28 protein-coding genes and 1 riboswitch are annotated in these 25,376 nt (G+C 41.5%); of the genes, 25 read left to right on the top strand and 3 right to left on the bottom strand.

Annotated features, from left to right (window positions below):
• Nucleotides 1–23 precede the first annotated feature (23 nt).
• The 10 genes from CFS04_RS03385 (at nt 24) to CFS04_RS03340 (ending at nt 9,276) form a co-directional block, all read left to right on the top strand.
• On the top strand, nt 24–170 hold the full coding sequence (locus CFS04_RS03385; RefSeq protein ID WP_088809449.1) for an Lmo0850 family protein: 147 nt from the start codon (nt 24–26) through the stop codon (nt 168–170).
• Nucleotides 171–386: 216 nt separating this feature from the next.
• Entirely contained in the window at nt 387–1,160 is a 774-nt protein-coding gene (locus CFS04_RS03380; RefSeq protein ID WP_088809209.1) for a hypothetical protein, read from the top strand.
• Between the two features lie 70 nt (nt 1,161–1,230).
• Nucleotides 1,231–1,800 (top strand): TetR/AcrR family transcriptional regulator, encoded by a 570-nt coding sequence (locus tag CFS04_RS03375; protein WP_088809208.1) that lies wholly within the window; start codon nt 1,231–1,233, stop codon nt 1,798–1,800.
• A 1-nt stretch (nt 1,801) separates the two neighbouring features.
• Complete coding sequence (locus tag CFS04_RS03370; protein ID WP_088809207.1) at nt 1,802–2,131, top strand: multidrug efflux SMR transporter; 330 nt, start codon at nt 1,802–1,804, stop codon at nt 2,129–2,131.
• A 1-nt stretch (nt 2,132) separates the two neighbouring features.
• Complete coding sequence (locus tag CFS04_RS03365; protein WP_088809206.1) at nt 2,133–2,453, top strand: multidrug efflux SMR transporter; 321 nt, start codon at nt 2,133–2,135, stop codon at nt 2,451–2,453.
• A gap of 121 nt (nt 2,454–2,574) precedes the next feature.
• Nucleotides 2,575–3,687 (top strand): D-alanine--D-alanine ligase, encoded by a 1,113-nt coding sequence (locus CFS04_RS03360; protein ID WP_088809205.1) that lies wholly within the window; start codon nt 2,575–2,577, stop codon nt 3,685–3,687.
• A gap of 60 nt (nt 3,688–3,747) precedes the next feature.
• A complete protein-coding gene (murF, locus tag CFS04_RS03355) occupies nt 3,748–5,121 on the top strand; it encodes a UDP-N-acetylmuramoyl-tripeptide--D-alanyl-D-alanine ligase (protein WP_088809204.1) in 1,374 nt (457 codons plus the stop codon).
• Between the two features lie 33 nt (nt 5,122–5,154).
• Nucleotides 5,155–5,817, top strand: coding sequence for a carboxylesterase (locus CFS04_RS03350; protein ID WP_088809203.1), 663 nt, complete (start codon nt 5,155–5,157; stop codon nt 5,815–5,817).
• A gap of 455 nt (nt 5,818–6,272) precedes the next feature.
• Nucleotides 6,273–7,787, top strand: a complete 1,515-nt coding sequence (locus CFS04_RS03345) for a DEAD/DEAH box helicase (protein WP_088809202.1) — start codon at nt 6,273–6,275, stop codon at nt 7,785–7,787.
• A gap of 88 nt (nt 7,788–7,875) precedes the next feature.
• Nucleotides 7,876–9,276, top strand: coding sequence for a glutamate decarboxylase (locus CFS04_RS03340; protein ID WP_088809201.1), 1,401 nt, complete (start codon nt 7,876–7,878; stop codon nt 9,274–9,276).
• A gap of 207 nt (nt 9,277–9,483) precedes the next feature.
• Here CFS04_RS03340 and CFS04_RS03335 read toward each other — a convergent pair whose 3' ends face one another.
• Together CFS04_RS03335 and CFS04_RS03330 are read right to left on the bottom strand one after the other, a co-directional pair.
• A complete protein-coding gene (locus CFS04_RS03335; protein ID WP_369821510.1) occupies nt 9,484–12,252 on the bottom strand; it encodes a YhgE/Pip family protein in 2,769 nt (922 codons plus the stop codon).
• An 8-nt stretch (nt 12,253–12,260) separates the two neighbouring features.
• Nucleotides 12,261–12,749 carry an Rrf2 family transcriptional regulator gene (locus CFS04_RS03330; protein ID WP_088809199.1) on the bottom strand — a complete coding sequence of 163 codons (489 nt, stop codon included), beginning with the start codon at nt 12,747–12,749 and terminating at the stop codon, nt 12,261–12,263.
• 180 nt (nt 12,750–12,929) lie between these two features.
• A riboswitch (PreQ1 riboswitch) is annotated at nt 12,930–12,974 on the top strand.
• A 6-nt stretch (nt 12,975–12,980) separates the two neighbouring features.
• On the opposite strand from CFS04_RS03330, the gene CFS04_RS03325 reads away from it, so the two are divergent.
• Nucleotides 12,981–13,466: a QueT transporter family protein gene (locus CFS04_RS03325; RefSeq protein ID WP_088809198.1), complete on the top strand. Its 486-nt coding sequence runs from the start codon at nt 12,981–12,983 to the stop codon at nt 13,464–13,466.
• Nucleotides 13,467–13,521: 55 nt separating this feature from the next.
• On the opposite strand, the gene CFS04_RS03320 is transcribed toward CFS04_RS03325, so the two are convergent.
• The gene (locus CFS04_RS03320) at nt 13,522–14,010 is read right to left on the bottom strand and encodes a hypothetical protein (RefSeq protein ID WP_088809197.1); all 489 of its coding nucleotides are present in this window, start codon (nt 14,008–14,010) and stop codon (nt 13,522–13,524) included.
• 121 nt (nt 14,011–14,131) lie between these two features.
• Between CFS04_RS03320 and CFS04_RS03315 the strand changes: the two genes are divergently transcribed.
• The 14 genes from CFS04_RS03315 to CFS04_RS03250 all read left to right on the top strand — a co-directional run bounded on the left by CFS04_RS03315 (nt 14,132) and on the right by CFS04_RS03250 (nt 25,319).
• Nucleotides 14,132–14,614 carry a PH domain-containing protein gene (locus tag CFS04_RS03315; protein WP_088809196.1) on the top strand — a complete coding sequence of 161 codons (483 nt, stop codon included), beginning with the start codon at nt 14,132–14,134 and terminating at the stop codon, nt 14,612–14,614.
• Nucleotides 14,607–16,088: a PH domain-containing protein gene (locus CFS04_RS03310; protein WP_088809195.1), complete on the top strand. Its 1,482-nt coding sequence runs from the start codon at nt 14,607–14,609 to the stop codon at nt 16,086–16,088. Before CFS04_RS03315 ends, CFS04_RS03310 begins: the two co-directional genes overlap by 8 nt.
• A gap of 201 nt (nt 16,089–16,289) precedes the next feature.
• Entirely contained in the window at nt 16,290–17,093 is an 804-nt protein-coding gene (locus tag CFS04_RS03305; protein ID WP_088809194.1) for an amino acid ABC transporter substrate-binding protein, read from the top strand.
• Entirely contained in the window at nt 17,080–17,778 is a 699-nt protein-coding gene (locus CFS04_RS03300; RefSeq protein WP_088809193.1) for an amino acid ABC transporter permease, read from the top strand. The genes CFS04_RS03305 and CFS04_RS03300 overlap by 14 nt, the downstream gene beginning before the upstream one ends.
• A 13-nt stretch (nt 17,779–17,791) precedes the next feature.
• A complete protein-coding gene (locus CFS04_RS03295) occupies nt 17,792–18,538 on the top strand; it encodes an amino acid ABC transporter ATP-binding protein (protein WP_088809192.1) in 747 nt (248 codons plus the stop codon).
• A gap of 177 nt (nt 18,539–18,715) precedes the next feature.
• Entirely contained in the window at nt 18,716–20,110 is a 1,395-nt protein-coding gene (gene hemG / locus CFS04_RS03290; RefSeq protein ID WP_088809191.1) for a protoporphyrinogen oxidase, read from the top strand.
• The gene (acpS, locus tag CFS04_RS03285; protein WP_088809190.1) at nt 20,103–20,459 is read left to right on the top strand and encodes a holo-ACP synthase; all 357 of its coding nucleotides are present in this window, start codon (nt 20,103–20,105) and stop codon (nt 20,457–20,459) included. Before hemG ends, acpS begins: the two co-directional genes overlap by 8 nt.
• A gap of 18 nt (nt 20,460–20,477) precedes the next feature.
• Entirely contained in the window at nt 20,478–21,596 is a 1,119-nt protein-coding gene (alr, locus tag CFS04_RS03280; RefSeq protein WP_088809189.1) for an alanine racemase, read from the top strand.
• A gap of 217 nt (nt 21,597–21,813) precedes the next feature.
• Nucleotides 21,814–22,092, top strand: coding sequence for a CopG family transcriptional regulator (locus tag CFS04_RS03275; RefSeq protein ID WP_088809188.1), 279 nt, complete (start codon nt 21,814–21,816; stop codon nt 22,090–22,092).
• 4 nt (nt 22,093–22,096) lie between these two features.
• On the top strand, nt 22,097–22,441 hold the full coding sequence (locus tag CFS04_RS03270) for a type II toxin-antitoxin system PemK/MazF family toxin (protein WP_088809187.1): 345 nt from the start codon (nt 22,097–22,099) through the stop codon (nt 22,439–22,441).
• Between the two features lie 241 nt (nt 22,442–22,682).
• On the top strand, nt 22,683–23,516 hold the full coding sequence (locus CFS04_RS03265) for an RsbT co-antagonist protein RsbRA (RefSeq protein ID WP_088809448.1): 834 nt from the start codon (nt 22,683–22,685) through the stop codon (nt 23,514–23,516).
• 4 nt (nt 23,517–23,520) lie between these two features.
• The gene (locus CFS04_RS03260) at nt 23,521–23,877 is read left to right on the top strand and encodes an STAS domain-containing protein (protein ID WP_088809186.1); all 357 of its coding nucleotides are present in this window, start codon (nt 23,521–23,523) and stop codon (nt 23,875–23,877) included.
• A gap of 2 nt (nt 23,878–23,879) precedes the next feature.
• The gene (locus CFS04_RS03255; protein WP_088809185.1) at nt 23,880–24,290 is read left to right on the top strand and encodes an anti-sigma regulatory factor; all 411 of its coding nucleotides are present in this window, start codon (nt 23,880–23,882) and stop codon (nt 24,288–24,290) included.
• A gap of 12 nt (nt 24,291–24,302) precedes the next feature.
• A complete protein-coding gene (locus tag CFS04_RS03250) occupies nt 24,303–25,319 on the top strand; it encodes a PP2C family protein-serine/threonine phosphatase (RefSeq protein ID WP_088809184.1) in 1,017 nt (338 codons plus the stop codon).
• The last annotated feature ends 57 nt before the right edge of the window (nt 25,320–25,376 follow it).

Below are 25,376 nucleotides of genomic sequence, written 5' to 3'. Positions count from 1 at the left end.
TTTTGGGAACGGAGTGGTCTTATATGAGAGAGAGCCATACAGAACTTAATAAAATCATTCGAGATTTAGAACAAAAAGGTATTATCGTTGAAAAAACGAAATCGCGTAACGATATTTGGAAAGCTTTAAAAGTGAAACAAATGCCTAATGTAAAATTAGGACTGCGTTAAGGAAAATTGAAAGAATGGCTTTTTAATCCGCTTAGGTTTGAAAAGCTTTTTTTTTTAAGATTTTTTAAAGTTTTACAAGCGAAATGGCTTTTTAAAGGGTTTGTAATGATATAGTGATGTAGATTTGGTTGTATTGTTATACAAATTGGCTAAAAATGGTGTATTATAGTTTTATACGGCGGTTATCCGAAAAAAGTATAGAATGAGGAATAGTTGATGAAAAAAGAAACATTTAATCAAAAATCTATTTATATACATATGGACAATGTCATTAACAACGTCGTCACGAGTGGCATTACTTTTTGTGATTTCATGCAAGGGGTAACGTTTCCGCCTGACAATATTTTGCTAATTAAACATCATATAAAAGATTCTTCCTACAATGCACATACTGCTTTTGATTATCTAGAATCGCACGACTTACAACAGTTGCAAAATAGTCAGGGGCAAAAATTTGGCGAACTTTGCTGGATTGATTTTGAAGATATTGATTTAGTCAACCAACTTTCACCACAAGAAGTAGCAGAAATGCTTTATTTGGCGCATACGGGAAGACATTTGCGTTCGCCATTTTATTATAAATTACAAAACAATTTCGTTTATTTGACTAAAAAAGATGGCCGTTATAATAAGACGTATTACCGAAATATGAACCACTTTTACACGGTTCTAAGCGCAGTTATTTCGAAAAAAACGGCTTTAATTTTAAATGAAAAAACGTTTTTAACATTAAATAAACGCAAATATGTTCCTAATCCACCGATTGATTTGCTGAAACGTTTTGCAGATTACTTTAAAGAAGGGGCTTGCATTGCCTTTTCTATGGCGGAAAAAACAAGGTCACAAGTACGCATTCCAATTGGCTTCGGACTTGATGAGGACATGATGGAATTGTTACATACTGGCGGCGAGGAACTTTCCTATGCGCAAACGGTTGCGCATTTAGTATATGATTTAAAGAAAAATGAATGGACTTGTCTTGAAAAATAGATTGAACTTTACTTTCAATCTATTTTTTGTTATTATAAAACTAACGAACGTTAGTTAAGGAGGTTTTCTAATGTCAAAGGAAAAATTAATGCATGCGGCACTTCATTTATTTGCCGAAAAAGGGTATGACGGAACAGCACTTTCTGAAATTGCGAAAGAAGCAGGAATTAAAACGCCATCTATTTATGCCCATTTTGAATCAAAAGAAGCGCTTTACATGGCAATTTATCGGGAAGTCATTCAAATTGGTATGAGTAGCTTTAAAGAGCGAAACAAAGAGGACTATGAGTCACTTGAAGAATATTTTAAAGCCATATTTTATGAGGTAACGGATTTTGAAACATACCCAGAAGTGAAAAAATTCTTCCAAAGATCCGTTTATTTTCCACCGGCGAGCTTGAAAGTAAACTTGAATCAAGAAACCGCAAGTTATGAAACGTTCAGTTTTGAAGTCATCGGCACCTTTTTAAACGAACTGAACATGACGGAAAAAGCGAAAGAAAGATGGATTCATATGTTTTATTGCCTAATTGATGGTTTAAGCGTGGAACATGGATTATATGACCTAGTCGAATTTGAAAAAAGACGTGCATCAGCATTTGATACGTTATGTTTACTGATAGCAGAAGGAGGACAATAAATTGGCGTGGTTTTACCTAATTTTAGCAGGACTTTCGGAAATTGTTTGGGCATTTGGTCTTAAAGAATCACATGGCTTTACAGTGTCAGGATGGAGTTCAATCACAATTATTTTTCTTATTATTAGCTTTGAATTGTTTGCGAAATCAATGAAAGAGATTCCAATTGGGACGGCGTATGCTGTTTTTACCGGAATCGGTGCTGCGGGTACGGCGCTTATCGGGATGCTCTTTTTAAACGAAACAGCGGGGTTATGGAAAATTATTTCGCTGCTCGTGCTTATTTCGGGCATTATTGGCTTAAAATTAGTTGACGGGAAGGAGGAGAGCTAGGATGGAGTGGCTTTTTTTGTTTATCGCTGGAGTTTGTGAAATGGCCTTTGTTATTACAATGAAGTTCTCTAATGGCTTTAAAAATGTAAAATACTCGATTTTAACAATCCTATTTATGGCAGCTAGCTTTTTTCTGCTTTCCTTATCGTTAAAAACAATCCCAATTGGAACAGGCTACGCCATTTGGACTGGAATCGGCGCAGTTGGAAGTGTGCTAGCCGGAATGATTCTCTTCAAAGAACGCAAAAGCACACTAAAATTGCTTTTTATTACGATGATTATCGCCGGAGTTATCGGACTCAAATTAACCTCTGGCGTATAAATCCAAACAAAGAAAGAAGCAATTGCTTCTTTCTTTGTTTGGATTTTAAAAGAAATTCCTTTTAATCTGTCTAAAACATGGTAAAATAGACTACAGAAATTCAAGTTTCGGAGGGGTTATTTTGAAAACAAAATTAATATTGTTGTACGGCGGGAAATCAGCTGAGCATGAAGTGTCGATTCGGACGGCTTTTTCGGTCATTAATGCACTCGATTTAAATAAATTTGAAGCGATCCCGATATACATAACAAATGACGGCAAATGGATTAACGGTCCAGAAATTACAGATAAACTTACTTTTAGTGAACAATTGCGGTTTGCGCCAGCAGATGCATGCGAGCTTGCTGGAAAAGAAGGCGAAGTTTCAACGGGATATGCGGTTAGTCCGGCGGCGATTTCAGATGAAACAGAAAATCTCGTTGTATTCCCACTTTTGCATGGGCCAAACGGGGAGGACGGTACGGTTCAAGGCTTGCTTGAAGTCTTAAATGTTCCTTACGTTGGCAACGGCGTTCTAGCATCGGCTTCTGCGATGGACAAAATTGTTATGAAGAAAGTCTTTGCAGACGGTGGCATTCCGCAACTTCCAGCGGTCGCTGTTAGGCAAATTGATTGGCGCGACTACAAAGAAGAAATGGTCACTGACATGGAAGAAGCGCTTGTCTACCCAATGTTTGTTAAACCAGCAAATTTAGGTTCGAGCGTGGGAATTAGTAAGGCGACGAACAGACAAGAACTTGTTGCCGCAATGGAAGAGGCGTTTTTATACGATCGTCGTGTTGTTGTGGAACAAGGTGTTGTGGCACGCGAAATCGAAATCGCGGTGCTCGGGAACGATATGCCTGTATGCTCCGTATCTGGCGAGATTTTACCAAAAGGTGCTGATTCGAGTTTTTACGATTATAAAGCAAAATATCAAGATAATGATACGACGCTTGTCATTCCGGCTGAAGTGTCGGAGGATGTGCTTGCAAAGCTTAAGAGCTATGCGGTTCAAGCCTTCTTAGGGATTGACGGAAGTGGTCTTGTGCGCGCTGACTTTTTCGTGACAGACAATCAGGAAATTTATTTAAACGAAGTGAATACGATGCCAGGATTTACGCCGGTTAGCATGTACCCGTTATTGTGGCAGGCGAGCGGTTTGCCATACGATAAGTTGATTGAGCAGCTCGTGGAACTGGCGCTGGAGCGTTACGGCGTGAAGAATAAATTAAAACATAGTTTAGAGGATTAAAATAGGCAAAGCAGTTTGACTTTCTTGCAAACTGCTTTTTTATAGGAGAAGCGATTTGAAATGAAAAAAACGATTGGACAAATTGCAAAGCTGATTGCTGTTGAAAACGATGCGGCGTTTGACGACACGCTTATTACCGGCATTTGCTTTGATACAAGACAGATTAAAAAGGGGGACTTGTTTATTCCTTTTGTTGGCGATACGCGTGATGGGCATACGTTTGTTAAACAGGCGATTGAACTTGGTGCTGCTGCGGCCTTTTGGCAGAAAGATGTGCCACACCCGCCAACGGATTTCCCGATTATGATTGTGGACGATACGCTTTTAGCTTTACAAGAGTTAGCGAAAGCTTATTTGACGGAAGTAAAACCGACTGTTCTTGCGATTACAGGCAGCAACGGGAAAACGACGACGAAAGATATTGCGAATGCGATTTTTAGCTCGAAATACCGCGTACATGCGACGAAAGGGAATTTCAATAACCATATAGGACTGCCTTATACAATTTTAACGATACCGGAAGAAACCGAAGTGGCGATTTTGGAAATGGGCATGAACCATCGCCATGAAATTGAAAAGCTTTCCTTAATCGCGCAACCAGATGTGGCAATCATTACGAACATCGGGGAGGCGCACATTGAATATTTAGGTTCACGCGATGAAATTGCCAAAGCAAAATTAGAGATTACTGCTGGTTTGAAGGAAAATGGGATGCTCATTTACCCGAATGAAGAGGTGTTAATAGATAAATACCTTGATGCTGCTGAGGCGTTTAAGACGGCAACCTTTGGGCGCGAAAAAACGGCGACAATTTATCCGCTCACAATTGATACAAAGCCAGACGGCACTTCGTTTACAACTAATTTTGCTTCTGATACGCCGATTTTTGTACCCATCATTGGGGAGCATAATGTGTTTAATACGATGGCCGTTATCTTGGCGGCTAAAACGCTTGCCATTTCGAGTGAGGAAGTTAAGGCGGCGCTTAGCACGATGGAGCGTTCAAAAAGTCGCCTGGAATGGCTTGAGGCACCAAATGGAACGAAAATTTTAAACGATGCATACAATTCGAGCCCGACGGCGTTAAATGCGGTTTTGAATACGTTTATGCACATGGATTCTGAAGGTAAGCCGAAAAAGATTTTAGTGGCGGATATGCTGGAACTTGGCGATGACTCGGAACGTTTCCACCGCGAATCAGGCGCCATTTTACAAGGAAGTATTGATGCGGTTTTTGCTTACGGTGACGCGATGTCTGCTTTTTGCGAAGCGGCCGCCAAACAAATTGGTCAAGAAAAAATCCATTATTTTAAAACAAAAGAAGCGCTTCAGGAAGCCGTTCTCGAAAATCTCGACGGGAGTGAGTGGCTACTGGTCAAAGGTTCTTACGGAATGGGCTTGAAAGATATCGTAGAAAAACTTATGATAGGGTAATATGCGGTAACTACAAAACAGGAGTTGACAAGAATGGTAGCAAGTTTGTGTATCCATAGCTATACTGGTACACCCGATGAAATCAAGCCGTTAAGCGATTTTTTGAAGAAAAACACCGATTGGGATGTTTTAACGCCCACTTTCCCAGGTCAAAACCGAGCTCATTTTTTAAAAAATGCGACGTTCCTAGATTGGCATGTTTTCATTGAAAGTATCTTGACGCAATTGCTCAAAGAGGACGAAGAAGTGTATATCATCGGCTTTGGCTCTGGCGGCCTTCTAGCGGGCTGGCTGACAAGACATCATCCCGAAGTGAAAAAACTCGGTTTGCTGAGCACGTCCGCCAACTATTTAGACTGGCCCGATTTTGTTTCCGAAAAGGCAAATAAACCAGATTCCATGCTAAGTCGCTATTTTAAACGGCTTACGGATGTGCCAAATCAATCTAAAATGCAACTCGCGAAAATGGTGACACACGCCAAACCTGTTTTTGAACACATTGAGGTGCCGACATTTATCGCCCAAGGTGCAAAAGACGAAATGATTCCCGCTGAATCAAGCATGCAGTTTCTAATGGATACGATTCAATCGGAAAAAGAGTTGCTGCTACTAAATGAATCTGGCCATTTCATTTGTCAGGACAGTGAAAGCGAGCAATTATTTGAAGCGTTATTAAGTTTTTTAAAAAAAGGATAATTTCAAGAGGGTTTGTCTAAAGGCAAATCCTCATTTTATGGAGGAAGCAAAACAAAATGGATTACGCACAATCAAACTGAAGATTTGGCAAAAGTTTCATTTCCGTATGTTTAAAGCGCTTTCTATATTTTTATTCGCGAAATTGGGGTAGAAATATTCCTTTCACATTGAAAATAACAAAAATACGTGTTAAAATGTAAGATGGAAGTTTATTAGGTTAAAATTTACGGCCTAGTGATAATTATGAGGGCTTTTTTTATTTATGTGCATCGAATTTGTTATTTTTACTAACATTTTTGGAAGGTGCAGAGTGGCATTGATGATGAAATCAATTTTTTTATGCCATAAAATGAAACTTAGAACGTTTATTTTCATTAAAATATTCGTTTGGAAACATGTAGATGAGAAAATAAAGCTCTCCTACCAAACTTTAATTAGGTAAAGGAGAAATGACATTGACAAAGTTTTCAGAGTTCGGTCTGGACGAAAAAATTGTGAAATCAGTAGAGCGTATGGGGTTTGAAGAGGCGACGCCAATTCAAGAAAAAACCATTCCAATTGGGTTAGCAGGAAAAGATTTAATTGGACAAGCGCAAACTGGTACAGGGAAAACAGCGGCATTTGGTCTGCCGATGATCCAAAAAATTGACCAAAAAAATGGTGACGTTCAAGCGCTTATCATTGCGCCAACGCGTGAATTAGCGATTCAAGTTTCGGAGGAGCTATACAAATTAAGCTATGACAAACATGTACGTGTTCTTGCCGTTTATGGTGGCTCGGACATCAGTCGTCAAATTCGATCGCTTAAAAAGAAACCTCAAATTGTTGTCGGTACACCTGGTCGGATTTTAGACCATATTAACCGTCGCACTTTGAAGCTTGATAACGTACAAACGCTTGTGCTTGACGAAGCGGACGAAATGCTTAACATGGGCTTCATCGACGATATTGAGTCGATTTTGAAAGAAGTACCAAGCGAACGCCAAACGCTATTATTCTCTGCCACAATGCCTGACCCAATTCGTCGTATAGGTGAACGCTTTATGCATGAGCCAGAAATGGTTCGCATTAAAGCAAAAGAAATGACAGCTCTTTTAATTGAACAGTTCTTTATTAAAGTTCATGAAAAAGAAAAATTTGATGTTTTAAGTCGTCTTCTTGACGTACAGTCCCCTGAACTTGCGATTGTTTTCGGACGTACGAAACGCCGCGTAGACGAGCTTTCAAGAGCGCTAGACATGCGCGGATATGTTGCAGAAGGTATTCACGGTGATTTAACACAAGCGAAACGTATGAGTGTCTTGCGTAAGTTTAAAGAAGGAAAAATCGACGTTTTGGTAGCGACAGATGTTGCTGCGCGTGGACTCGATATTTCTGGTGTGACACACGTGTATAACTATGATATCCCGCAAGACCCTGAAAGTTATGTTCACCGTATTGGACGTACTGGTCGTGCTGGTAAAGAAGGTATGGCAATTACTTTCGTTCAACCGCGTGAAATGGGTTACCTTCGTACGGTTGAACAAACAACGAAAAAACGCATGCAACCTCTTAAGCCACCAACTTGGGATGAAGCATTTGCAGGTCAACTTCGCGTGGCGACTGAGAAAATCACTGAAATCGTGACAGAAGAAAACCTTGCAGATTATAAAGCTGTAGCTAGTGAGTTACTTGAAAAATATGATGCAACAGACATCGCAGCAGCTATGCTGAAAATGCTTGCGAAAGAACCAGATCAAACGCCGGTTCATATTACTGAAGAGCGTCCTCTTCCATCACGTTATGGTGGAAAAGGTGGCGGCGGTAAAGGTAAAGGCGGAAACTACCGTGGAGGTGGAAAAGGCGGCTACCGTGATCGTAACAATAGCGGAAAAGGTCGTCGTGGTTCCAGCAGCGGCAGCCGTGACCGTCGTCCAAACAGCGAACGCTCTGGTGGCGGAAGCAAAGGCAACTATAAAAAATCGAAATAACATTTCAAAACCATCTGCACTTGGCAGGTGGTTTTTTTCTTTGATTTCAGGGTACCTGTAAACAGATAAGAAAAGGAGGTACGCCTTTATGTTATATGGTGAGAAAGATAAGAAGGAACGGCGTTATGAAGTGCCGATTTTTGGTTCGGAGGAAGAGGGAAAAACGATTTCGAAATACAAAATGGCTGAAGATGGCATGGAGCCGCGGATTGCTTATCAGCTCGTGAAAGATCAACTGATTGATGAAGGAAATGCTAGACAAAATTTGGCGACGTTTTGCCAAACGTATATGGAGCCCGAAGCAGAGCGCTTGATGGCGGAAACGCTAGAGAAGAATGCGATTGATAAGTCGGAATATCCGCAAACCGCGGAAATTGAAAACCGCTGTGTGAACATTTTGGCGGACCTTTGGAATGCGCCGCGTAGTGAAACGTATATGGGAACTTCGACGGTGGGGTCTAGTGAGGCCTGCATGCTTGGTGGAATGGCGATGAAATTCAGATGGCGCAATTTGGCTTTGAAACGCGGGCTTGATGTGATGCGCCAAAAACCAAATTTGGTGATTTCATCAGGTTATCAGGTTTGCTGGGAAAAATTTTGTGTGTACTGGGATATTGAAATGCGGGAAGTGCCGATGGACGCAGCTCATTTAAGCATCAATACAGAAAAGGTTTTGGACTATGTGGACGAGTATACGATTGGTATTGTTGGGATTTTGGGGATTACGTATACAGGGAAGTTTGATGACATTCGGGAGCTGGATCGTATTGTGAGTGTGTATAATAAAACACATGAGCATGAGCTCGTAATTCACGTAGACGGGGCGAGTGGGGCGATGTTTACGCCGTTTGTTGACCCGGAATTGGAATGGGATTTTCGTTTGGCCAATGTTGTGTCGATTAATACATCGGGACATAAATATGGTCTTGTTTATCCGGGCGTGGGATGGATTGCTTGGCGCAGCAAGGAATATTTGCCGAAAGAGTTGGTGTTTGAAGTGAGCTATCTAGGCGGCAAAATGCCTACAATGGCGATTAATTTTTCGCGGAGCGCGAGTCAAATCATTGGGCAATATTACAATTTCTTGCGGTTTGGGTTTAGCGGCTATCGGGAAATCCATGAACGAACCAAAAAGGTAGCGCTCTTTTTATCAAAAGAGATAAGCAAAACGGGTTTATTTGAAATTTATAACGATGGTGAAAATATCCCAATTGTCTGCTATAAGCTAAAGGACGATGCAGACGTATCGTGGACGCTATATGATCTGGCAGACCGGTTACTGATGAAAGGTTGGCAAGTTCCGGCGTATCCGCTACCAAGCGCGATGAATGACACGGTAATCCAGCGTTATGTTTGCCGGGCGGATTTAGGTTTCAACATGGCAGAAGAACTTGTGGTGGATTTTAATGATGCAATCGCAGAGCTAAACGAGGCGCGAATTTTGTATCATGATAAGGGCGACAAGAAGACGTATGGTTTTACACATTGAAAACAGAGGCTGGTTTGCCTCTGTTTTTTTGCGAAGTATTGTTATATCACAGTTATTCCATGCACCATTACTATTTTTAGGCAAAATGTCATTGCTAACGAAATGAAAGCGGCAGATGCTGAATTATTTGAACGAATCTTTCAGGTTAAAAAAGGGAATAATAGCAAAACCCACAGGATTTTTTATAAGATCCTGTGGGTTTTTAACTTACGCTTCTTGTTCAATTAAACTTTGGCTGTCTGTTTTAAATCGTTTGTTTTTTCTTAAATACATTGTGCCAATTAGTAGGAGGTTGAACGCGATGAAGATGACGAACAGGATAATGGCGCTATGCACAAATACCGTATTTCCTAACCCAGCAGAGATGGCTTGTCTAAATCCGTAAACGGAGTAGGACATTGGAAGGAACGGGTGAATAAAGTTAAAGAATGAGTTGGTGAGTGGCATTGGGAATGTACCGCCAGCACCACCGAGTTGCAAGACGAGTAGTACCATCGCAATGAAGCGACCTGGATTTCCGAAACTCATTGCAAGGAACATCACGAGGAACATGTATGTGAGTGAAGTAAGAATAGAAATCGTGATGAACTGGGCGAGATTTTCGACCCCAAGACCGAGCATGAGCATAATGACATCTAAAATAATAGCTTGTAAAACCGCAGCAACAAAGCCAATCGAGAATTTGCTGAACCACCACGATAGACCGCTTGTTGGCGTCATCGAAGGGCGACGGATTGGGAAGATGAAGTTAAATACTAATGCGCCCACATAAAGCCCAAGTGACAAGACGTATGGCGCTAAACCATGGCCGTAGTTTGGAACTTCGCTAATTTTTTCCTCAGAAAGTTTTGTTGGGGTTGCGAACATGTTGAATGTTTTGTCGGTTGCCTTCGTGTCGTTCACTTGCTCTGCGCCGTCACCGAGTTTTTCGGAAAGCTCTTTTGAACCATCACCAACTTGGTTTAAACCGGTGCCAAGTGTTTCTGAGCCGTCTGCCAGTTGCTGTGACCCGTCACTAATTTGACCGGCCCCACTAGAAAGCTGTGCGATGCCGCCACTTAGCGAGGTAAGGCCGTTTGAGAGTGCATTTGTTCCAGCGTGAAGTGTTGGTAGCTGTGCGGAAAGTTGATTGAGTCCGCCGCTTAGTGCGTTCGCACCGTTTGAAAGGGTGGCAGAACCAGCTGCTAATTGCGCACTAGCGCCGTTTAATGCTCCGTTGTTGCGGGATAAAGTTTGGAGCCCACCGTTTAGACTGCCAAGCCCTGTTGTGATTTGCTGTGACCCATCTGACAACTTGTTTACGCCGTTTGAAAGGGTTGGTACTTTTGCTTGTAACTGACTTGTACCGCTAACAAGTTGTGTGCTGCCGCTTTCCGCTTTCACTGCACCTGCTTTTAATTGATTTAATCCATCAGCAAGAGTTTGCATTTTGGCAAGCGAGTTTTGTGTGGAGGTAGTAAGCGTGTTGACGCCTGCTGTTACTTTTGGTGCTCCGCCGTTTAGCTCTGCGATGCCTTCGGATAATGCTTTCATAGATGGAAGTGAATTCGTGATTTGTGTTAGCGCTTTGTCGATTTCTTGATTTTGCGCGGTATTTACGCTACTAGCGCCTGATTTCGCGCCTTGCTTAGCCGCTGCGATAATTGTGCGCGCTTCTTCTGAGTTGGGATCGATTCCGGCTTGTTGAATGGCTTGGTTGACACCTTGATCGATGGCGGAATCGTAGGAAGATGTGTTGCTTAGTTTTAATGTTTCGAGGCCGGATTTCAGTGTGGTTAATTGTTTGGAGAGTGCATTGTTGTCGCCAGTTCCGGTCGCATTAACATTTGCATTTAGTTGTGCGATGCCAGCTTCGAGCTGTGCCACGCCTGTTTCTAATGCTTTAATGTTATTTTGTGTTTCTGTAGAGTTGCCTTCTTTAATGCTTGCTTCTACATTTTGTGCGGCTTGGTCAAGTCCTGATACCAATTGGCTGATGCCACTATTTAAGTCTTTTTGGCCGCTAGCTAATTGGTTAACGCCGCCTGATAATGCAGGAAGTTGTCCTTGTAGCTGACCTAAGCCGCCGTTTAGTTGGCTCATCGCCGGGTACAGTTGTGCGGTTCCATCAGCCGACTGGCTTACGCCATTTGTATATTGATTCAATTTGCCACTGAAGGTACTTTGTCCGCTATTTAAATCATTTGCGCCATTTGCGATTTTGTTCGCGCCGTCTGTCAGTTTACCAGCGCCACCAATTGCTTGCCCAACAGCGACATTAATTTGGTCAGCGCCGTCTTGTAGTTTTGCTGCCCCGTCATTTGCGCTCTCCGCCCCGTTTTTAAACGTAAGCGTGCTTTTTGCGAGTTTGTTTAAGTTTTCCGTAATCGTTTTGTTGCCGTCAGAAAGCTTACTAGCGCCGTCATTTAGTTTTTGCGCGCCGTCCGCTGCTTCTGTCATGCCTGCGCCAACTTCTTTAATTTTGGCAAAAACACTTTTGGCATATTCTTTAGTGACGCTTGTTGCAACTTCATTTTTGAGTTGATTTGCGCCTTGTTGCGTGACGACTTCACCGATGTAGTTTTGTGAAGGATTAATTTTATACGTTAAATCCATTTTTTTTGGATTATCATCTAGGATAGTGGAAGCATTTTTGGAGAAGTCTTTAGGAATTGTGACAATCATGTAGTATTTTCCATTATCTAGTCCTTTTTCTGCTTCGCTTGCACTTACGAAATTCCAATCTAAGTCATTATTTTTCTTTAAGTTACTTACGAGTTCATCGCCGACCTCAAGCGTTTTTCCTTCATAATTTACAGGCGCGTCGTGATTCACAACGGCAACAGGCAAATCGCCAGTTTTACCGTATGGATCCCAAACGGATTTTAAGAAAAATGCGCCGTATAAAATCGGAATAAACAAAATAACGATGGAAGAAATAAGTAAAATTTTATTATTAAACAGTCGTTTCCATTCGTTTTTAAACACTACTATCATCACCAATCTTAAAAATGTAATTCGGGGTTAATTTCATTCCAGTTCGTATATGGAAGTTTGTCACGTCCAAGTGTTTCTAAAAGTAAGTCGGCCACAGTTTGCTTTTTAAGCGCGTCTTTCCACACTTGATCCGCTGCGCTAAACGCATGTGTTAAAATCGTCTCGCCTTTTTCTGCTGCTTCTTTTCGGATGTCACCAAACACAGTTTTAATCAACCCGCTATTGGGGTACGAATTTGTCTCGCCCTCAACAGCTTCAACAATCTCGAATAAACTGATTTGCTCGGGACTTCTTGCCAAAAAGAAACCACCGTTATTTCCAGGAACGGACCTGATAATGTTTTTCACAACTAGTTTGCGCATGATTTTTTTTAAGTAAGAAGGAGAGACAAGTAGACGTTCGCTAATCGCGTCCGATGCGAGCGGTGCCCGGTTATCCTGCGTTGACAAGAGTGTAATAATGCAAACGGCTTGCTCCAGACCCTTTGTGAGTTTCATCATGTTCACCTCGATTTTGTTCAAAAGTACTTTAGGGATATCCGATATCCATCATGGATATTTAAAGTCTATATTGATTATAAACCCATTTTCAGAAAATGCAAGAGAAAAATCTTCTTTTTTTGAAAAAAATAAGTCTTTCCTTTACGAATGAACTAAGCTATAATGATATAGTTTGATAAACACGTAGTTCGAAACCATCCTACGTAAAAAAACTAGGGAGCGAAAACAATGAAAATAAAATTAATCACGGCTAACGCCATCGTGGCTGCACTGTACGTTATTGTGGGCTTTTTAATTCAGCCGATAGCGTTTGGCGCCATCCAGTTCAGGGTGCCAGAATTGTTCAACCATCTAATTGTATTCAGTAAAAAATATTTTTGGGGAATCGCGCTTGGCGTGCTCATCACAAATTTATATTCGCCACTTGGCTGGTATGATTTAGTCTTTGGCGTAGGGCAATCTGTCATAACGATGCTCTTGATGTTCGGCATCATGAAATACGTAAAGGGAACGATTTGGCGCATGATTGTAAACACGCTCGTCTTTTCCTTCACAATGTTCATCATCGCCTTTGAACTACATCTAGCATTTGGATTACCATTTTTCTTCACATGGTTAACGTGCGCAATTGGCGAACTGACAGTGATGGGAATTGGCATTCCGATTATGTATTTTATTAATAAACGTGTGAAATTTAAAGAGATTATAGAATGAAAAAGCCTTGTCGGCTCGTCCGACAAGGCTTTTATTAAGTGCATGAAGATGGTTTCTAATCATGTTGTTCAATTTCTCGTGTTGCAGCAAGATTTTTAAAGGATAAATAGGACCATTTTTTCTTAGAGTGGGTATTTTCAATAGGAACTTTAATCGTTAATGTTGCCGTTTGAATTTGCCCGTTCTTGTCGGTGCTTTCTAGCGAAATATGATTTTCACCCGGTTTTAAATTAGAAATCGTAAATTGATGACTTTCTGTGAAGGATTGCCCAGTCATTTTCTTGTTTTGAAAAGAATACGCGATTTTCACCTCGGAAGTTGTACCAAACATCACAGTTGCTTGATTTTTCGTATTCATAACGACGTATGGCGAATCAAATGTATAGTCATCAATTAAAAACATATCGGAAAGTTCTTCGGACGTTTTTGCCGAGTATGTAATCTCGGATTCTGGTACTGGTGCGGCTTTCGCAAGCGGGGCAACCCAGCAAAATACAGCAAAAACGACGACCGAAACAACAAATAAATTAGCTTTTTTTCGCATTCTAAAACCCCCTAGAATGGTTTGTAAATTCATAATAGCACAAAATTATGAACAAACCATGAATAAAGTCTTTTATTGTAAACTAAAATACAGTATGATGAAATAAAAAGGAGGGGCTTTAGTGGAACTAAAACAATTGGAAAAACAGTTACCGCCAGAAATTAAAACGGTATGGCGTCAAACGTATGGGATTAACGGTGCCATTTTATTACTTATTTCTGTTGCGCTTTTCACTGTTTTTTATTTCTCAAATATAAATCTTGGATTCAGTTTAATTGGCTTTTCGGTAACATTAGCGTATTTTTTATTTTGCTATCTGTTCCTTATCCCGTATAGATGGAAAAGGTGGAGCTACCAAATTCGTCATGATGAAATTGAAATCCAACACGGCATCATTTTCAGAAGCCGCGTTTTAATTCCGATGATTCGGATTCAGCACGTCGAAACAGCGCAAGGACCACTTTTACGTATGCAAAATTTGGTGTCGCTTTCCATTACAACAGCAGCGGGAGCTCACGTGATTGAAGCAGTCAACGCCTCGATTTCGGATGAGCTGCGCCATCACATCTTAGAGCTTGTAAAGGTGGCGAAAGAAGATGTTTGAGGAAAGAAAACTCCATCCGATTGCGCTTATTAAAGAAATCATTGTGAACGTTAGACAAAATATTGTTCCAATCTTCGTTGGTTTTTTCTCGGCATTTCAGGCGATTCGAAACAATGGTTTTTTGCCAATGTGGCTCTTAGTTTTAATACTAATTTTACTGGCCTTACTTATTTTGGCACCTGCGTTTCTTAAGTATATGACATATCGCTATACGCTTGAAGCGGAAGGAATTCGGATTAAATATGGTTTCGTGTTTCGGAAAAATATTTATATTCCTTATGAAAGAATTCAAACGATTCAAGAGAAGCAATGGTTTTTCTACATACCATTTAATGTGACGCAAATTCTAATTGAAACGGCTGGCACGAAAGGAAAAGCAGAAGGCGACTTATCCGCGGTTCCAAAAAGTGTGGCAACTGAATTGCGCGATTTACGCGAAGGAAAACGCGAAGAAGCTGCTACAATAGAAGAGAACAATTTGGAAAATCCGTTTGATGTTCCGAAAATAAAAGAATCGGAGAAGCCCATTCAAACGATTACGCTTAAAACGAACCAATTGCTGCTGATGGCAGTTACTTCAAGTGGGGTGCTCGGCGGTTTTGTGATTTTGCTAGCTTTATTTGGCCAATTTCAAGAAGTGATACCAGATGACCTGATTTCCGAAAGCTATGATCAAATCGTCAAGTTAGGCGTGTTCATGTTTGTCATTCTCGCCATTTTAGCGCTGCTTATCATGTGGGGCGTTTCGATTGTAGCCACGCTGTTTAAATATTTCCAGTTTAAGTTAAAACAATTTGAGCAACATTTGGAAATTGAAAAGGGCTTGCTGCAACGAAATCACACGACTATCCGCTTGGAGCGAATTCAAGGTGTCATCATCACCGAATCGCCTTTTCGCCAAATGCTCGGTTTAGTTGCCGTCAAACTAATTACAGCAGGAAGTTCTGGCGACAAGGAACATTCAGGCGATATTTTAATGCTCCCGATTATGAAGAAAAAAGAAGCACTAACAATCATTCAAGACGTGCTCCCGCAATATCATGTGCCGAATGAGGCGCTAAAACATGCGCCAAAATCAAGCTTAAAACGCTTCATCTGGATTTATTTCATCTGGACCATCATTCCGGCCATCGTAGCAAGCGTGCTGTTTTATCCACTTGGCTTCATCGCACTCATTTTACCGGCTCTAGCCGTACTAAAAGCCATTCTTAGCTACCGCGCCACGGGATTTCATTTTGCAAGCGGAACCGTTCTTTTTAGATCCAGACCGTTTCTGTCTAAAACATCGCATCTAGTTCGTAAAGAACGCATTCAAGCGATGCACGTACGCCAAAGTGTGTGGATGGCAAAAAGCAAAACCAACCATATCCAAATCGCGATTAAATCCGGTAACAGCAGTACAGCCGCCTACCTGCGCTATTTAGGCGACGAACAAACAACTGAACTATACGCCTGGTATCGCCCTGAGAGCTAAAGCCTAATTGCTTTAGCTTTTTTTATATGGCGAGCCGCGCACTTATCTTTGGTAAGTCGATTTGCTTGCAAAAAATAGGAAATTTACCTAAAATGAACACAGAATTGCTAAAATCAATTTATGTATGAAGTCAATCCCTTCTATTTAAATCGGAATAGTTTGATTTTCTGAAGGTCTGACACAAAAAAGGAGCGTTTCAAAATGAAAAAATTACTTGCCGTTTTATTTACATCTCTTCTTGCTGTGGTTCTTGTAGCTTGCTCGAGTTCAGACGGGGGCGATTCAAAATCAGCTGATGATTCAATCTATGATCAAGTGAAAAAAGATGGTGTTCTAACTGTCGGAACGGAAGGAACTTATCGTCCATTCACTTTTCATGATAGTAAAACGAATAAATTAACCGGTTATGATATTGATGTGATTAATGAAGTAGCTAAACGTTTAGGCATTAAAACGAAATTTGAAGAAACTCAGTGGGACTCGATGTTCGCTGGATTAAATGCATCGCGTTTTGATGTGATTGCCAACCAAGTTGGGATTAACGCCGAACGTGAAAAGAAATATGATTTGTCACTGCCATACTCGAAAAGCACGGCCGTTATTGTGACCGCTAAGGATAATGATTCGATTCAATCGATTGATGATTTAAAAGGCGTCAAAGTAGCCCAAAGTTTAACCAGTAACTATGGCCAAATCGCAAAAGATGCGAATGCAGATATTCAGTCCGTGGAAGGGCTAGCGCAGTCGCTTGAGCTCATTAAACAAGGGCGCGTAGACGCAACGGTCAATGACAAACTTGCGGTTTTAGATTATATTCAAGAAACGGGCGATAAAGATATTAAAATTGCTGCCGAACTCGATCAAGAAACGAGCAGCTCTGCTTTCGCTTTTCGTAAAGATACAGGGTTAAAAGCGCCATTTGATAAGGAAATTAAAGCGATGAAAGAAGACGGCACATTACAAAAGATTTCCGAAAAATGGTTTGGTGAAGATGTTACCAATTAGTCTCGGGGAAATCTCGTTTAATAATTTGAACTGGGATGTGCTAAAAGAAGCGTTTTGGCCGATGGTGAAAGGCGGAATTGAATATACAATTCCGCTTGCGCTAATTTCATTTATTATCGGTATGGTCATCGCGCTTTTCATCGCACTTTGCCGTCTATCCAGTTCAAAAGTATTGCGAGGATTAGGGCGCGCTTACGTGTCAATCATTCGCGGAACGCCGCTTCTCGTGCAACTTTTCGTGATTTTTTATGGCTTACCTACGATTGGATTAAAATTTGATCCCTTCCTAGCTGCGGTCATTGCTTTTTCACTGAACGTCGGAGGTTACGCTGCAGAAATTGTGCGCGGTTCCATTCAATCCGTCCCAAAAGGACAGTGGGAAGCAGGCTACACAATTGGGATGAACTACAGTCAAACTCTGTTTCGGATTATCATTCCGCAAGCCGCACGAGTGTCCGTGCCGCCACTTTCGAATACGTTTATTAGTCTTGTAAAAGATACGTCACTCGCCTCGCTTGTGCTCGTTTCTGAACTTTTTCGGAAGGCACAAGAAATTGCTGCGACAAGTTATGAATTTTTACTGATTTATATGGAAGCAGGGCTACTATACTGGATTCTTTGTGTCTTTTTATCCGGGATTCAAAATCGCTTGGAGAAAAGGCTAGACCGCTATGTTGCAAAGTAAGGAGGCGTCTAATATGTATGTGGAAGCAAAAAACGTTCATAAGAAATTTGGCGAAAACGAAGTGCTAAAAGGCATCGATTTAGCTGTTGAAAAAGGAAGTGTAACGGTCATCATTGGGCCGTCTGGCTCTGGCAAAACTACATTTTTGCGCTCGCTAAACGCGCTTGAGGTTCCGGAAGAAGGAGTCCTCCGTTTTGATGACTTGACCGTTGATTTTTCCAAGAAACTAACAAAAAAACAAATTGCAGATGTGCGCCGCGAGTCATCGATGGTGTTCCAAAGTTACAATCTTTTTCCGCATAAAACTGCGCTTGAAAATGTGATGGAAGGCCCTGTTCAAGTGTTGAAGACGGATAAGCAAAAGGCTCGTGATGCGGCGCTCGCGCTACTTAAAAAAGTGAATTTAGAGGCGCAGGCGAACCAATATCCATATGAACTTTCTGGTGGGCAAGAGCAACGTGTGGGCATTGCAAGAGCACTCGCGATGAAGCCGAAGTTATTATTGTTTGATGAACCGACCTCAGCGCTTGACCCTGAACTTGTAGGCGATGTGCTTCGCGTTATGAAGGAACTTGCCGCAGAAGGCTGGACGATGATTGTTGTGACGCATGAACTTAAATTCGCAGAACACGTGGCGAATCAAGTAGTCTTCATGGACGGCGGCGTTGTCGTTGAAAAAGGCGAACCAAACGAATTTTTCAAAAACCCGAAAGAAACACGCACCAAACAATTTTTAGAGCGGATACTCGACCCAATTTGATGAAAGTCTGGCAGATTCTATTTTTAATGGGATTTTGCTGGGCTTTTTGGCGCTTTTGTTCAGCCACTCCGTTACCGGACGACGAAGAAGTAAGCAATTTGGCATTCTCTTGTTTAAAGGGGATGCTTTTTTGTGCTAAAATAGACGTGGAAACTTACATGAAGGGGCGGATTGGATTTGAAACGGATTTTAATTATTGGTGGCGGGCTTTCAGGGCTCACTGCGGCGTATACGATAGAAAAAAGCAAACGTGAAGACGTAGCTTGGGATTTGTATGAGCAGGCTGAAACGTTTGGCGGGAAATTTGAAACAGTGAAACGGGACGGCTTTTTAATTGAGAAAGGGCCAGACTCCTTTTTAGCCAGAAAACCGGCGGGAGTGGAATTAGTACATGAGCTCGGGCTAGCGGACAAGCTGATTGCGAACGCGACGGGGCGCTCATATATTTTTAACGAAGGACGGCTGCACCCAATCCCAGAAGGCTCTGTGATGGGCATTCCGACTGATGAACAGGCACTTCTTGCGAGTAGTTTGTTGACGGCAGCGGGGAAAGAAAGAGCGATTTTGGAGAAAACCCTGCCATATGAGTCTGCTTCAAAAGACGTCTCGTTAGGTGAATTTTTTGAGGCGAGATTCGGCCATGAGCTCGTTAAACGTTTGGTGGAGCCACTACTTTCGGGGATTTACGCGGGGAATATTTATGAGATGAGCTTACGCGCGACGTTCCCACAATTCGAGCAGGCGATTTTGAAAGCTGGGAGTTTGATGGAAGGGCTAAAGACGCCGAGTGACGCGAAGATGAGTACGACTGGCACGAAAAATACAATTGGGGCTTTTCGCACGCTCTCTGGCGGCTTATCTGAATTGCCAGCGGAACTTTTGCGCAAGCTGCCGACTGAACGGCTGCACGCGAACAAGCAGGCTACTCACATTTCGAAACGAGGCAGTAGCTATGCGGTAGGATTTTCAGATGGAACGACCGAAGAGGCTGATGCCATTTTAATCGCCGCAACACATGATGCGCTCGTCACGCTTCTAGACGCGGAAACGACCGCGCCATTTCAAAATAGACCGCTCACAACGCTCGCTACCGTTTCCATCGCATACGAAAATGCCAGTCGCGCCAATTTGCCAGAAGGAACTGGCTACCTCGTCGCACGAACCGGAAATGACGAAACGACCGCCTGCACGTGGGTACATAAAAAATGGCCGCACATGGTGCCGGATGGCAAGATGCTCCTCCGCGGTTTCGTCGGGAAATCAGGCGAAAATTTAGTCGCGGAGAAGAGTGACGAAGAACTAACCGCTATTGTTTTAAACAACTATAAAAAAATGATGAACCTTACGGAAACGCCACTTTTTGCAGAGGTCAGTCGAATGAACCACGCCATGCCGCAATACGATGTTGGACATATTGAGCGCCTTAGCGCATTCAAACAGAACTTGGCGGCAAACTATCCGCGTGTTGAATTCGCTGGAATGAGCTATAATGGTGTAGGAATCCCAGATTGTATTCGGGGAGCAGAACTAGGCGCAAACAGACTTTTGAATGAGGTGGAAACGATTGATTAAAGGTATTGGGCTCGACATGATTGACCTAGAACGAATTCAGCGCGCAGTCGAACAAAATCCGCGTTTTGTTGAACGCATTTTAACCGCGGAGGAACAAAATTTGTACCACACATTTACAGGCGGACGCCAAGTGGAATTTTTAGCGGGACGATTTTCTGCAAAAGAGGCATACGCCAAAGCAAATGGCACTGGATTTGGCAAGGAGCTAAGTTTTCTCGACGTTGAAATTTTAACAGGAGAAAGCGGCGAACCGCAGCTTTTGAAGCCGCAAATACCGGGCGAGCGAGTTTTCGTGAGCATCACGCACACAGGCCGTTCAGCCGCCGCGCAAGTCATTATCGAAATTTAAGGAAAGCGAGTGTTTCAAATGGTAACCGGATGGCATAGACCGACATGGATCGAAGTGAATTTAAACGCAATTGAAGCCAATATTAAAAACGAACAAAAACAACTACCTAAAAACGTCGAAATCTTCGCTGTTGTAAAAGCCAATGCTTACGGACACGGCATGATTCCCGTCGCGGAAGCCGCAAAAAAAGCAGGTGCCACAGGTTTTTGCGTAGCCATTCTTGACGAAGCGTTAGCGCTTCGTGCGGCCGGATTTAGCGATCCAATTTTAGTCATGGGCGCCATTTTAGTTGAAGACGCCGCCTTAGCTAGCGAAAACGACATCTCCATTACCGTTTTTCACCAAGCCTTTTTTGACGAACTAGACTTAAATGGGGGCAGCCGCCCGCTTAAAATTCACCTAAAGGTCGATACCGGAATGGGCCGCCTAGGCTTCCGCACAAAACCAGAAATAAAAACGGCTCTAAAAAGCCTGAACGAAAATGCGCAGCTGCATTTCGAAGGCATCTACACGCATTTTGCAACCGCCGACGAAATCGATACAACATATTTTAATGCGCAGTGGGACAAATTCCAAGACATGCTAACCGCACTACCAGAAAAGCCGCGCTACGTTCACGCTGCCAATTCCGCCACATCGCTTTTACATGCAAAAGCGCAAAACCAGTTCAACGCAATCCGCTTCGGCATCGGCATGTACGGGCTCCCGCCATCAACCGAAATTGAAGCGAAATTGCCATTTAAATTACAGCCGGCACTCTCCCTTTTTTCAAAAATCGTGCAAGTAAAAGAATTGCACCCTTCCGACCACGTGAGCTACGGCGCAACTTATGAAGCGAACAAAAACGAATGGGTCGGAACAGTCCCAATTGGTTACGCAGACGGAATAATCCGTCACTACAGCGGCTTCCACGTTTTAGTAGCCGGCAAACCATGTGAAATCATCGGGCGTGTCTGCATGGACCAACTTATAATCCGCCTCCCCAATTATGTTGATGTTGGGACAAAAGTAACGATAATCGGGAAAGACGGCGCTACCTCAATATCTGCGACCGACGTAGCCGAGTATTTAGATACCATTAATTATGAGGTAACGTGTTTATTATCAGACCGCTTACCAAGAATTTATCCATCTTAGAAGTCTATTTTCGTGCTTTTATTAAAAAGGAAGTTTATAATGTAGTGCATAATACAAAATAACTAGATTGGCCTGAAAATTTTCCGTTTCCATAGGACTAATAGCTAGAATTTGCTTATTTTACTTAGAAAAACCATAAAAATACTTTTCTAAAATAGCACATAATGGTACCATAGAGGTGATACAAGTTTTGTACGCAGCTTTGGGGGTGTAAGACGTGTTAGAAAGAGAACAACACAAAGAAATTTCTATTGTTTTGTCTCAAGCAGTGATTGATGAACTCGACCGTCTAGTAGAAGAAGAAAAAGTGGAGCGGAGTGAAGTAATTATGGAAGCAACTCAAGAATTTTTGAAACAGAAGAAGGCACGTGAAATGCGCACAGAAATGGAACGTGGCTACACAGAAATGGCCAAAATTAATTTTGCAATCGCTTGTGAATGCACTCATGTTGAGGCAGAGGCAGAAAGTAAGAATATTGAAGTATTAGGAGGTTAGGCTTTTGATTAAGCGTGGTGATGTTTACTACGCGGATCTTTCCCCCGTGGTCGGTAGCGAGCAGGGGGGGGTACGGCCTGTTCTCATCATTCAAAACGACATCGGCAATCGTTTTAGCCCAACCGTTATTGTTGCGGCCATTACTGCGAAAATTCAGAAAGCAAAACTACCCACACATATTGAAGCAACCAAAAAACATGGTTTTGACCGAGATTCGGTTATCTTACTAGAGCAGGTTAGAACGATAGATAAGCAGCGTTTAACAGATAAAATCACCCATTTGGACGATGAACTCATGGATAAAGTAAATCGCGCACTTGAAATTAGTTTAGGAATTGTTGAGTTCTAAAAAATACATAATCAAATGGGAAAAACGAATGATGGTAATAGGGTCAAGATTTCGCGAAAAAGACGTTTTAAATGACGGGCTACTTGTACATAATTCTAAACAATCATATTGAAATGTCTGAAGTACCTGGCATAAGAAGCATCGAACCTATGTTGTTCAAAAAATGTTTCCTTATGGCAGGTTTTTTGAAACAAAAAGAGAGTTTAACTAGGTGGTAGAAGAAAGGTTGGATTTTAACACGATGTATAAAGATTTTGCGAATTTTATCCGTTTAAATCGAGATGACATTTTATCCGAATGGATGAATGAGATGAAGCTACAGCTAGATTCACGAATATCCGATGTTATAACGGAAGTCATGTATGAAGAAACAAGTCATGAATTTATTGATTTAATCATTTCAAACGTCATTGAAATAGAAACATTCAATGATAAACTAGACGATTTTGCTGAGAAAGTAGTGCTCTTAGGCTGGCCGGTACATTTTGTAACAACCGGTTTACGCATTTTCGGATTGCTCGTCTACAAACAAATTCGTGATGAAGCATTTTTCAAAAAAAGAGAGGCCACAGCGGAAAAAGACGCTTATTATCGTTTTGAAAACTGGTTATCTTCCATGTATAACAAAATCGTAACAGCTTATGCAGATACGTGGGAAAAAACTGTTTCAATTCAAAGACTGGCACTACAAGAATTATCGGCACCGCTCTTACCGATTTTTAACAACATCTCCGTCATGCCTTTAATCGGAACCATCGATACAGAACGCGCACGTCAAATTATGGAAAACCTACTTATGGGGGTTGTCAAGCATCGTTCTGAAGTAGTGCTCATTGACATTACAGGTGTTCCAGTTGTAGATACAATGGTTGCACACCATATTATCCAAGCTTCTGAAGCAGTTCGGCTCGTTGGCTGCCAGCCGATGCTTGTTGGTATTCGACCAGAAATTGCACAGACCATCGTTAATTTAGGGATAGAACTTGATCAGATTATTACAACAAACACCTTGAAGAAAGGAATGGAACGTGCACTAGCTTTAACAAATAGAGAAATAGTAGAAAAAGAGGGGTGAAACTGTGGGGATTCCAATTTTGAAATTAGGTGAATGTTTATTAATTTCGATTCAAAGTGAACTAGATGATAAAACAGCGATGGAATTTCAAGAAGACCTTCTGGCGAAAATTCATGAAACTTCTGCTCGTGGAGTCGTGATTGATATTACGTCCATTGATTTTATTGATTCTTTTATTGCTAAAATTCTAGGGGATGTCGTCAGTATGTCAAAATTAATGGGAGCGCGTGTTGTTGTAACGGGAATACAACCAGCAGTCGCGATTACATTAATTGAACTTGGAATTACATTTGAAGGTGTTCTTTCAGCCATGGATCTTGAAAGTGGCCTTGAAAAATTGAAACAGGAATTGGGGGAATAGAGATGAATTTCCAATCCTGTGTAAAAATTACGGATGAATGGGATATTGTTTCAGCTAGACAACTTGGAAGAAAAATTTCAAAAGAAATTGGCTTTGGTACAGTTGATCAAGCGAGAATTACAACAGCCATTAGTGAGCTTGCAAGAAATATCTTTCTCTACGCTGGAACAGGGGAAATATGTATTACGAAAGTAACTGAAACGGGAAAACAAGGGTTACAAATTGAAGCAAAAGATAAAGGACCAGGTATTTTGGATATTAGAAAAGTTATGCAAGATGGCTTTACAACATCAGGCGGATTAGGTGCAGGGCTCCCAGGAGTAAAACGTCTTATGGATAGTTTTAATATTGATTCCTACACAAGTGGGGACGAAAAAGGGACGATCATTGTTGCAACGAAGTGGGTTCGCTAGGGGGCAATTAAAATGAACGAACGATTTAATGAGCAATATAAAGAGATTTTATTTGAATATTTACAACATCAGGATGAGGAAATTTTATATAGCTGTGAAAAACTAACAAAAGTGGCTATGGAAAATAATATTCCACCAGAAGAAATTATTAACATTCATCGTTCTGTTCTTGAAGAATATGATTCAAATTTGCCGGAACATGTCAGAAAATCATTTGATGTTTTACTGGAAATGATGATTGGCTATGGTTTAGCCTATTTAGAGCATATCAGCTTGCGAACAGAGCAACGTGCGCTTCGAAGCGAAATTGAACAAGCTGAGACGATTCAAAAAACGTTAATGAAAACCGATTTGCCTTGTCAAGAAGGCATGGAATTTGGTGTTGTCAGTAGATCAGCAAGACAGATGAGCGGAGATTATTATTCGTTTATCCGCGACGAATTGGTTCCAGATAAAGTCTCCGTTGCACTTGCTGATGTTGTCGGTAAAGGTATCCCAGCTGCTTTTAGTATTTCGATGATAAAATACGCACTAAACAATATGGTCGGCGAAAAGTTTACACCTAGAACAGTGCTTGAATCTTTAAATGAAATTGCCGAAGAAAATATTAATGACAACATGTTTATTACGATGTTTTTTGGAGTTTACCATGCGGATGCACATTTATTCGAGTATAGTTCGGCGGGGCATGAACTGGGCTTGCATTATCAAGCAGAAACCGCAACATTTTCAGATTTATATGCTAAAGGATTGCCACTTGGCGTGGATAAACAGGCGCAGTATCGCGAATTTGAAAAAGAGGTAGCCGAAGAAGATGTCATTTTCATCATGTCAGATGGCGTTACGGAAGCTAAAGTGGGAAATGATTTCATCGAACGAGATGACTTGATTAAGATTTTTGACACATACATACATTTAGAACCACAAAAAATGGTTGAGGCCATTTATAATCATTTACTTAAAATGCAAAATTTTTTATTGCATGATGATTTTACGCTAATCGCAATAAAGCGAAGCAAGCAGGTTTAAAGACAAAAGGGTTAGGGTAATAGCACTGGGTATACCAAAATTTAATGAGGTGACAAA

Source organism: Listeria sp. ILCC796 (assembly GCF_900186175.1).
GTDB lineage: Bacteria > Bacillota > Bacilli > Lactobacillales > Listeriaceae > Listeria > Listeria goaensis.
The sequence above is the reverse complement of the archived record's forward strand: the minus strand, read 5'-3'. Positions and strand labels throughout refer to the sequence as shown.

Bases quoted from the DNA above. Each gene is read 5' to 3' on its own strand.
- CFS04_RS03385 (WP_088809449.1), top strand. From the start codon at position 24: ATGAGAGAGAGCCATACAGAACTTAATAAAATCATTCGAGATTTAGAA.
- CFS04_RS03380 (WP_088809209.1), top strand. From the start codon at position 387: ATGAAAAAAGAAACATTTAATCAAAAATCTATTTATATACATATGGAC.
- CFS04_RS03375 (WP_088809208.1), top strand. From the start codon at position 1,231: ATGTCAAAGGAAAAATTAATGCATGCGGCACTTCATTTATTTGCCGAA.
- CFS04_RS03365 (WP_088809206.1), top strand. From the start codon at position 2,133: ATGGAGTGGCTTTTTTTGTTTATCGCTGGAGTTTGTGAAATGGCCTTT.
- murF (WP_088809204.1), top strand. From the start codon at position 3,748: ATGAAAAAAACGATTGGACAAATTGCAAAGCTGATTGCTGTTGAAAAC.
- CFS04_RS03350 (WP_088809203.1), top strand. From the start codon at position 5,155: ATGGTAGCAAGTTTGTGTATCCATAGCTATACTGGTACACCCGATGAA.
- CFS04_RS03340 (WP_088809201.1), top strand. From the start codon at position 7,876: ATGTTATATGGTGAGAAAGATAAGAAGGAACGGCGTTATGAAGTGCCG.
- CFS04_RS03335 (WP_369821510.1), bottom strand. From the start codon at position 12,252: ATGATAGTAGTGTTTAAAAACGAATGGAAACGACTGTTTAATAATAAA.
- CFS04_RS03330 (WP_088809199.1), bottom strand. From the start codon at position 12,749: ATGAAACTCACAAAGGGTCTGGAGCAAGCCGTTTGCATTATTACACTC.
- CFS04_RS03325 (WP_088809198.1), top strand. From the start codon at position 12,981: ATGAAAATAAAATTAATCACGGCTAACGCCATCGTGGCTGCACTGTAC.
- CFS04_RS03320 (WP_088809197.1), bottom strand. From the start codon at position 14,010: ATGCGAAAAAAAGCTAATTTATTTGTTGTTTCGGTCGTCGTTTTTGCT.
- CFS04_RS03310 (WP_088809195.1), top strand. From the start codon at position 14,607: ATGTTTGAGGAAAGAAAACTCCATCCGATTGCGCTTATTAAAGAAATC.
- CFS04_RS03305 (WP_088809194.1), top strand. From the start codon at position 16,290: ATGAAAAAATTACTTGCCGTTTTATTTACATCTCTTCTTGCTGTGGTT.
- CFS04_RS03300 (WP_088809193.1), top strand. From the start codon at position 17,080: ATGTTACCAATTAGTCTCGGGGAAATCTCGTTTAATAATTTGAACTGG.
- CFS04_RS03295 (WP_088809192.1), top strand. From the start codon at position 17,792: ATGTATGTGGAAGCAAAAAACGTTCATAAGAAATTTGGCGAAAACGAA.
- alr (WP_088809189.1), top strand. From the start codon at position 20,478: ATGGTAACCGGATGGCATAGACCGACATGGATCGAAGTGAATTTAAAC.
- CFS04_RS03265 (WP_088809448.1), top strand. From the start codon at position 22,683: ATGTATAAAGATTTTGCGAATTTTATCCGTTTAAATCGAGATGACATT.
- CFS04_RS03255 (WP_088809185.1), top strand. From the start codon at position 23,880: ATGAATTTCCAATCCTGTGTAAAAATTACGGATGAATGGGATATTGTT.
- CFS04_RS03250 (WP_088809184.1), top strand. From the start codon at position 24,303: ATGAACGAACGATTTAATGAGCAATATAAAGAGATTTTATTTGAATAT.